The following is a 1,034-nucleotide window of genomic DNA, read 5'->3' on the forward strand; positions in this document are numbered from 1 at the left end:
GGCCGGCCTCGGGCGGCACCGCGTGGGGCGCCTCGGTGGTGCTCAGCGCCAGGACCGGCATGCCGAGCGTCATGGCCTCGAGCAGGGCCAGGCCGAGGCTGGTCCACCGGTACGGGTGGAAGTAGGCGCGGTGCCGGCCGAGCGTGCGGTGCAGTTCTGCCTGGGGCGGGTTCTCGTGCAGCGTCGGCGCGAGGTGCGGCGCGAGCTCGGCGAGCTCGTCCATCCCCATGCCGTAGACGTGGAGGGGGACCTGACGTCCCAGGTCCACGACGAGGTCGGTGCCGGCGATGCGGCCACGGCGTACCGGTTCGTTGACGACGACGGCGAGGCTGGCGTCCTCCCCCGTCCACGACTGCCCCGGGTCGACGATGCCGTGCTCGACCACGCCGGTGCGCGCGGATCCGCAGTCCCACATCATGCGGTTGAAGCGGGTCACGTGGATGACGGGCACCCGGTCCTGGTCGGCCATCGGGTGCCGGGACCCGGCCGCGTGCTCGCGGGGGGTGTCGTGCTCGACGTAGACGGCCGGCACGTCGACGCCGGCTCGCAGTCCCGTCCACTCGCGCAGCAGGTTGACCTCGTGGGCGCGTTGGAGGATGACCACGTCGATCCCGCCGTCCGTGGCCTGCTCGCGCAGCTGCCCGGGGTCGAGTTCGGACACCGAGGCGGGCCAGTCCCACGTCTGCGCGCGGCCGCGGCCGTCGGGGCCCCGGTCCGGCAGGACGGGCACGAGGTACTCGTGGTCCCCCTGGACGAAGGACGTGGTCCAGGAGCCGTGGACGTGCCAGATCAGGATGCGCATCGGGTCCTCCTCTCCGTGGCGAGTCCGGTGACGGCGGCGACCACTTCGTCCGGCGGGACGCCGGTCAGGCACGGGTGCCCGTCGACGGGGCACTCGCGGGCGCGGGTGTCGCGGCACGGCGCGTGTTGGTCGCCGAGGAGCCGCACGGGCACGCCCCAGGGCGCCCAGCGGTCGGCGGGGACCACCGGGGAGAACAGCGAGACGACGGGGGTGCCGACGGCGGCGGCCAGGT

General features: G+C 74.5%; 1 protein-coding gene and 1 pseudogene. Both read right to left on the reverse strand.

Going from position 1 to position 1,034, the window contains the following annotated elements:
* Positions 1-802 (reverse strand): glycosyltransferase (locus G6030_RS14875; protein ID WP_182643654.1); only part of this gene is annotated, 802 nt, incomplete at its 3' end.
* Positions 790-1,034: pseudogene (locus G6030_RS14880) on the reverse strand (glycosyltransferase family 9 protein); the annotation flags it as partial. The gene G6030_RS14875 and the pseudogene G6030_RS14880, both read right to left, overlap by 13 nt.

The organism is Dietzia sp. E1, assembly GCF_014145015.1.
GTDB lineage: Bacteria > Actinomycetota > Actinomycetes > Mycobacteriales > Mycobacteriaceae > Dietzia > Dietzia cinnamea_A.